Source organism: Streptomyces xiaopingdaonensis (genome assembly GCF_000262345.1).
In the GTDB taxonomy this organism is placed as follows: Bacteria; Actinomycetota; Actinomycetes; order Streptomycetales; family Streptomycetaceae; genus Streptomyces; species Streptomyces xiaopingdaonensis.
The window spans coordinates 1-6,316 of the sequence record NZ_AJTQ01000026.1 but is presented as its reverse complement, the minus strand read 5'-3'; the positions used below and the strand labels follow the sequence as shown (position 1 = coordinate 6,316).

The 6,316-nt window shown below is 72.8% G+C and carries 9 protein-coding genes and 2 tRNA genes; 5 read left to right on the top strand and 6 right to left on the bottom strand.

All coding sequences use genetic code 11. The features are described from left to right. Window positions 1-97: 97 nt before the first annotated feature. On the bottom strand, window positions 98-466 hold the full coding sequence (locus UWG_RS29300; RefSeq protein WP_016905456.1) for a TIGR02611 family protein: 369 nt from the start codon (window positions 464-466) through the stop codon (window positions 98-100). A 189-nt stretch (window positions 467-655) separates the two neighbouring features. On the opposite strand from UWG_RS29300, the gene UWG_RS0101610 reads away from it, so the two are divergent. Together UWG_RS0101610 and UWG_RS0101605 are read left to right on the top strand one after the other, a co-directional pair. After that, window positions 656-1,069, top strand: a complete 414-nt coding sequence (locus tag UWG_RS0101610; RefSeq protein ID WP_016905455.1) for an SsgA family sporulation/cell division regulator — start codon at window positions 656-658, stop codon at window positions 1,067-1,069. A 217-nt stretch (window positions 1,070-1,286) separates the two neighbouring features. Then, window positions 1,287-1,865: a CGNR zinc finger domain-containing protein gene (locus UWG_RS0101605; RefSeq protein WP_016905454.1), complete on the top strand. Its 579-nt coding sequence runs from the start codon at window positions 1,287-1,289 to the stop codon at window positions 1,863-1,865. 2 nt (window positions 1,866-1,867) lie between these two features. On the opposite strand, the gene UWG_RS33305 is transcribed toward UWG_RS0101605, so the two are convergent. Both UWG_RS33305 and UWG_RS0101595 read right to left on the bottom strand, forming a co-directional pair. Then, on the bottom strand, window positions 1,868-2,044 hold the full coding sequence (locus tag UWG_RS33305) for a hypothetical protein (protein WP_016905453.1): 177 nt from the start codon (window positions 2,042-2,044) through the stop codon (window positions 1,868-1,870). A 114-nt stretch (window positions 2,045-2,158) separates the two neighbouring features. Beyond that, complete coding sequence (locus UWG_RS0101595) at window positions 2,159-2,599, bottom strand: hypothetical protein (RefSeq protein WP_016905452.1); 441 nt, start codon at window positions 2,597-2,599, stop codon at window positions 2,159-2,161. 94 nt (window positions 2,600-2,693) lie between these two features. Here UWG_RS0101595 and UWG_RS0101590 point away from each other — a divergent pair, with 94 nt between their 5' ends. Then, window positions 2,694-3,185: a DsbA family protein gene (locus UWG_RS0101590; protein WP_016905451.1), complete on the top strand. Its 492-nt coding sequence runs from the start codon at window positions 2,694-2,696 to the stop codon at window positions 3,183-3,185. 3 nt (window positions 3,186-3,188) lie between these two features. On the opposite strand, the gene UWG_RS0101585 is transcribed toward UWG_RS0101590, so the two are convergent. Genes UWG_RS0101585 through UWG_RS0101575 form a run of 3 tightly spaced genes read right to left on the bottom strand, consistent with a single transcriptional unit; the run spans window position 3,189 to window position 5,979 of the window. Continuing rightward, a complete protein-coding gene (locus tag UWG_RS0101585) occupies window positions 3,189-4,016 on the bottom strand; it encodes a GNAT family N-acetyltransferase (protein WP_016905450.1) in 828 nt (275 codons plus the stop codon). A 17-nt stretch (window positions 4,017-4,033) separates the two neighbouring features. Continuing rightward, a complete protein-coding gene (locus tag UWG_RS0101580; protein ID WP_016905449.1) occupies window positions 4,034-4,858 on the bottom strand; it encodes an aminotransferase class IV in 825 nt (274 codons plus the stop codon). Window positions 4,859-4,869: 11 nt separating this feature from the next. Further along, window positions 4,870-5,979: a chorismate-binding protein gene (locus UWG_RS0101575; protein WP_016905448.1), complete on the bottom strand. Its 1,110-nt coding sequence runs from the start codon at window positions 5,977-5,979 to the stop codon at window positions 4,870-4,872. Between the two features lie 167 nt (window positions 5,980-6,146). On the opposite strand from UWG_RS0101575, the gene UWG_RS0101570 reads away from it, so the two are divergent. Then, window positions 6,147-6,219 (top strand) — tRNA-Gly (locus UWG_RS0101570). Between the two features lie 26 nt (window positions 6,220-6,245). Next, window positions 6,246-6,316 (top strand) — tRNA-Cys (locus UWG_RS0101565).

The following is a 6,316-nucleotide window of genomic DNA, read 5'->3' as shown; positions in this document are numbered from 1 at the left end:
ACCTCTTCGGTGTGAACGAAGCGCTCTTCCGCTGAGCTAATCGCCCCGGGCTGCGCGGACAACGTTACCCCATGTCAGCGGGTGCTCCGCACCGCGCTCAGGCGCCCGACCGCGAGGCCGGCGCCGGCTCCTCGTCCGCCTGCTCCGGCCCGCTCTCCCGTCCGTTCCTCGCGTGCCGGCGCTCCCGCACGCGGCGCCGCGCACGGTTCGCCCAGCGCCGCAACTGCCGTTTGGTCCAGCCGGTCACACGCTGTGCCCACGCGAACTCGGTGGCCCAGAGCGCCAGCCCGGCGAAGATCACCAACCAGCCCGGACCGGGCAGCACGAGCATCGCCACCCCGGCAGCGACCACGGCGAGGCCGACGACGAAGACGCCGCCCCTCCAGCAGAGGTGCAGGGTCCTGGAACTGCGGACGAAACCGGGGGCGCGTGATCCCCGGGGCGTCCCGTCACTCTCCGCGTTCATGTTGGGAAAGCTACCGGACTCCGTCCTTCACCGGAATGGATGCACACCGAAAACCAGTCGAGAGCCATATAAAGCCGCCGATTTCCGACAAAACACTCAGAGGGGTTTACAACCGGCCCGTAGGTGGCATGTCGATGTCGCCGACGTGCGAACCCCCGAGCGCACACTGAGCGAAAGGCCCTGGCGCTTATGAACACTACGGTCAGCTGCGAGCTGCACCTGCGCCTCGTTGTTTCGAGCGAGTCATCACTGCCTGTACCCGCGGGCCTGCGGTACGACACGGCGGACCCCTACGCCGTACACGCCACCTTCCACACCGGAGCCGAGGAGACGGTCGAATGGGTCTTCGCCCGCGACCTCCTCGCCGAAGGTCTCCACCGCCCCACGGGCACCGGCGACGTCCGGGTGTGGCCGTCCCGCAGTCACGGACAGGGAGTCGCCTGCATCGCCCTCAGCTCCCCAGAGGGCGAGGCACTCCTCGAAGCACCGGCACGCGCGCTGGAATCGTTCCTCAAGCGGACGGACGCCGCCGTACCCCCCGGCACCGAGCACCGACACTTCGACCTCGACACGGAGCTCTCGCACATCCTCGCCGAGAGCTGAGACCGCCGGTACCCAGCCGTCCGACTCGGGGCGACGGCTGGGGCCCGGCACAACCGCACAACCGAGGCGCCGTCCTCGCGTATCCCACACGCGAGGACGGCGCCTCGGTGCTGGCAGCGGCTAGGCTCTGTGCGCACCGGGCTCGGCGTCCCGGGGCGGTCCGCGCGGGCCGCCGGGGTGCCGCCCGCCGATCCGCTGCCGAGCAGGAGCGAGAGACGTGCAGATCAACCACGACACCCGGGGCGCGCTCGACTACGTAGTCGACCTGCTGAACACCGCGGCGGAGGAAGCCGCTCCCGACACGCTCCAGAGCGTCGCAGCCCTTCGCGCGTACGTGGAGCGGAACGGCGTCAGCGGGGTCGGTGAGCTCGGGGCTGCCGACCTGGCCGCGGTGCGCCGGGTGCGGGACCGGTTCGCCGAGATCTTCGCGGCCGAGGACGCACGCGCCGCGGCGGAACCGATCAACTCCCTCGTCGCGCAGGCCGGTACGACACCGCAGCTCACCGACCACGACGGGTACGACTGGCACGTGCACTTCTTCGCGCCGGGCGCCTCCCTCGCCGACCACCTGGCGGCGGACGGCGGGATGGCGCTCGCCTTCCTCGTCGTCTCGGGCGAGCGCGACCGGCTGCGCCGGTGCGAGGCGCCGGGCTGCGGACGCGCCTTCGTCGACCTCTCCCGCAACCGCTCGCGCCGCTACTGCTCCAGCCGCACGTGCGGCAACCGCCTCCACGTCGCCGCCTACCGCGCGCGGCAGCGCGACTCGCGCGCGACCGGGGCCGGCGTCCGCGCCTGAGGTCAGAGCAGAAGGTCGTGGGCCCCGGTGAGCCCCAGAAGTGTGGCGATCACGGCGAGGAAGAGCATCAGTGGTGGTTGCGAGAGTGCGTAGAGGCAGCCTCGTGGCTTGCCGGGGTGCGCGGGGGGCGGTGGCCCCGGCTCGTCGAAGCCGAGGTCGGGATCGGGCGTGGTCTCCATCTCGCCGCGATGATGTCGCAGCGGAAAGGGGCGAAGCCGCTCAACACGCTCTTGCGGGTACGGAGTTCGCCTTTGGGTCGCGGCGGGGGCTGCCCGTCGTGTAAAGGGGGTCCGTCAGATGCCGTGCTTCTTGAGGATCTCCTCGATGTCGGAGAAGTCCTCGCCGCCGGCGGCGCTCGGCGCGCCCTTCTCCTTGCCGCCCGAACCGACCTGCGGCGGCGCCGCGGCCTCGGGTGCTGCGGGCTGACGTGCGGCGGGCGCGCCGGAGGAGCGGCGGGAGGCGAAGTTCGCGACGACGTAGAGGACGACGGCGGCGGCGAGGACCGCGAACCCCGCCCAGACCGTCGGCTTGAGCACCAGGTCGGCCGCCCACGAGCCGACGGCTCGGACGATCTTGCCGCCGAGCCCGACGAGGCCGGCCATCGCGAGCCCGACCGGCAGCAGCGAGACGGCGGCGATACGGGTGGCGACGACGAACCTGCGGCGCCAGGCCGTGAGGAAGGCGACGGCGAGGCCCGCTGCCGAGAGCGCGGCACAGACGGTCGTGGTGAGCATGACTCCATCCTGCCTTGCCGCCCCGCGGCGAGGCCACGCCCCCTGCCCGACCTCGGGGAGATCTCCGGGTCGCCGCGGCTGAGAAGATGGCGGCATGGACGACACCCCTGTACTCGACTTCTGGTGCGACCTCCAGTGCCCCGACTGCCACCGGGCCCTCGCCGACGTGGAGACGCTCCGGGCGCGCTACGGCGCCGAGTTGGAGATCCGGCTGCGCCACTTCCCGCTGGAGAAGCACAAGCACGCCTACGCGGCGGCACAGGCCGCCGAGGAGGCGTACGCGCAGGGCAGCGGCGACGCGTACGCGGCCGCGTTGCTTGCACGCACGGAGGAGCTGGGGCGGGAGGGCGAGGCGATGCTCGTCCGCGTCGCCGGTGAACTCGGCCTGGACGTCGAGGAGTTCGAGACGGCACTGATCGACGGACGGCACCTGCTGATCGTCGACGCGGACCAGGCCGAGGGGAAGGCGCTCGGCGTGCAGGGGACACCGACGTACGTCGTCGCCGGAGAGCGGCTGGACGGCGGGAAGAGCCAGGAGGGGCTGCGGCAGCGGATCGAGGGGCTGGTCGACGGGGCCGGCGGCTAGCCGCTAGGCGAGGTGCTTGGCGTGGAAGACCTCCACGGACTCGTAGCCGAGCGAGTAGTAGAGGTGGAGGGCCGGGATGTTGCCCGCGTGGACGTTGAGGCCGAGGCGGTCGGCGCCTGCTGCGAAGCACTCCGCCTCGGCGGCGAGCATCAGCGAGCGCCCGTGCCCGCTCCCCCGGTGCCCGGGCTCGACGAGGACGTCCCAGACCCAGCACGCCAGCCCCGGCCGCGGTGAGCCGCGCATCCCGACCCACAGGGTGCCCACCGCGTCTTCCGCGTGCTCCAGCACGAGGAGCCGTGCGCCCTCGGTGGCCGGCCCGTCCGGGAGTTGCCGTGCGAGCGCCGCGCGGTACTTCTCGTCCGCCTCCGACTCGGAGAGCCCCGAGGCACGGGTGAGCTCGACGTGGACGACACGGCCGTTCTCGACCCAGCGCGGGTACTCGTCGCGCGTCATCGGACGTGCGCGGGAGCCGGGCGGCAACCGCGGCGCGGCGGCGAGCGGTTTGACGAGGTGCCTGCCGGTCTCGCGGTAGCCGAGCGCCGCGGCGAGGTGGAGAGCTTCGGCCGCTTCCGCGGGCACCCCGCACTCGATCCGCCGGCAGCCCCTGCCCCGCAGCACCTCCTCGGCGGCGAGGAGCGCGATCGTCGCGCGGCCGCGCAGCCGCTCCTCGGGGGCGACATGCAGGTCGGAGACGGCGCCTGCGCCGCGTGCGTACGCGGTGAGCCGCAGGCCGCCTATCCGGCGCCCGTTGTCGAGGATTTCGTACGCCCGGGAGGTGCCGCCCTCCCCCGCGGGCTCCTCGGGGCCGCTCGGCCGAAGTGTCGTCGTCATACGCCCCCCTCGGTGCTTCAGCGCGGGTCGCGGTCGGCGGCGGCGCGTTCGGCGAAGGTGCGCATCGCCTTCGCCGTGACCGGTCCCGGGGACGGGGCGAGGGCGCGCTCGTCGACGCGGGCGATCGCCTGAACGTCGCGGAGGGTCGAGGTGAGGAAGACCTCCTCGGCGCGGTCGAGGGCGTCGAGGGGGAGGTCGGTCTCGTGGGCGCCCGTCCACTCCAGGACGAGCTCGCGGGTGATGCCGGCGAGGCACCCGGAGGAGAGCGGCGGGGTGTGGAGCGCGCCGTCGAGGACGACGAAGACGTTGGAGCCGGTCCCCTCGCAGAGCGCCCCCGCGGTGTTGGCGAAGAGCGCCTCGGTGGCGGCCTGTTGCCGCGCCCTGGCGAGGGCCACGACGTTCTCGGCGTACGAGGTGGTCTTCAGGCCGGTGAGCGCTCCTCGCTCGTTCCGCGTCCAGGGCACGGTGATCACGGTGGTGGAGTCGGGACGGCGGGAGGTCTCTCCGGCCGCGACGACGAGCGTGGGGCGCTCCTCGCCCCGCGCCGAGCCGAGCGGCGAGACGCCGCCCGTGTAGGTGATGCGCAGCCGGCCGAACTCCATCGGGTTCGCCGCCACCACGGCCTCGCAGGCGCGGCGTACCTCGTCCAAGTCGGGCTCGGGCAGGCCGAGTCCGGTCGCGGAGCGGGTGAGCCGTCGCAGGTGGCGGGTGAGTGCGAAGGCGGTGCCGTCGGCGACCTGGAGCGTCTCGAAGACGCCGTCGCCGACGGTGAGTCCGTGGTCGAGCACGGAGACGTAGGCGCTGTCGGGGTCGCGCAGTCGGCCGTCGAGCCAGATCTTCACGTGGGCCATCCTCACCGTGGGGTGCCGGGGCGGTCCGCGGGGACCGCAGGTGCGTGCGCTGCGGCGTCGCCGTCGCGTGGGGCACCGTATGCCTGTACATCCATGCCCGACGCTATCGCGAGCAGGCGGCGTGCCTTCAGTTCGGTCTCCTGCCACTCGCCGTCCGGGTCCGAGCCCCAGGTGATGCCCGCGCCGGTGCCGAACCGGAGCCGGCCGGCGCCGCCCGCGCGCTCCACCCAGAACGTGCGGATGCCGACGGCGAGCGAGCCGGTGCCGTGGTCCGCGTCGACCCAGCCGACGCCGCCGCAGTACGGGCCGCGCGGCACCGTCTCCAACTCCCGTATGAGGCGCAGCGCCGAGCTCTTCGGCGCCCCCGTCACCGAGCCGGGCGGGAAGGTGGCGCCGAGGAGTTCGGGCCAGCCGGCACCGGCGGGCAGTTCGCCCTCGACGGTGGAGACGAGGTGGACGAGGCCCGGGTGCGCCTCGACCGAGCAGAGCGCGGGCACGGAGACCGAACCGGGGAGGCAGAGCCGGCCGAGGTCGTTGCGGACGAGATCGACGATCATCACGTTCTCCGTGCGGTCCTTTTCCAGGAGCAGTTCGGGGTGCGGCGCCGTGCCCTTGATCGGTCCTGAGCGGACGGTGCGGCGGTTGCGGGAGAGGTACAGCTCGGGCGAGGCCGTCGCGACTTCGACGCCGTGCGCGGGGAGGCGCACGGCCCCGGCGTACGGGGCCGGGTTGCCGCGGACGAGGAGGGACGCGAGCGCCTCGACGTCGGCGGCGTCCGGGTCGGGCAGCGGTGCGGTCACCGTGCGGCAGAGGTTGGCCTGGTAGACGTCGCCCGCGGCGATGGCGGCGCGTATGCGACGGACGGCCGAGGTGTAGGCGGCGCGGTCGAGGGAGCTGCGCCAGGCTTCGGGGGCGGGCCCCCGCCACCTCGCCGTGCGCCGCAGCGGTGCGGGGCGCACGTCGCCGAAGCGAGCGCAGACCACCGCCCCTTCGAAGGAGGCGACCACCGCCCACCAGCCCTTCGAGTCGAGCGCCGCCGGGTCGGTCGTGACGTCGCGGAGGTCGGTTGCGAGCAGGCCGTCGAAGCAGGCCATGGGCGCGGAGTCGGGCATCGGACGAGTCTATGGCCAGCGCTGTGCCCGTTCTGTCCTGCTGTGGACCCTGGCTGGGCAAACGGAATTTGAGCTGGGGCGGGAATCCGCTAAAGTTCAACACGTCGCCGGGACGCGCAAGCAGCTCGGCGGCAACGCGGCTCGCGGTGGATCCCGGGAGCGGCAGTGCGGACGTAGCTCAGTTGGTAGAGCATCACCTTGCCAAGGTGAGGGTCGCGAGTTCGAATCTCGTCGTCCGCTCGGAGGGGGTCTCAGGGCCCTACCATGGTGGAGTGGCCGAGAGGCGAGGCAACGGCCTGCAAAGCCGTCTACACGGGTTCAAATCCCGTCTCCACCT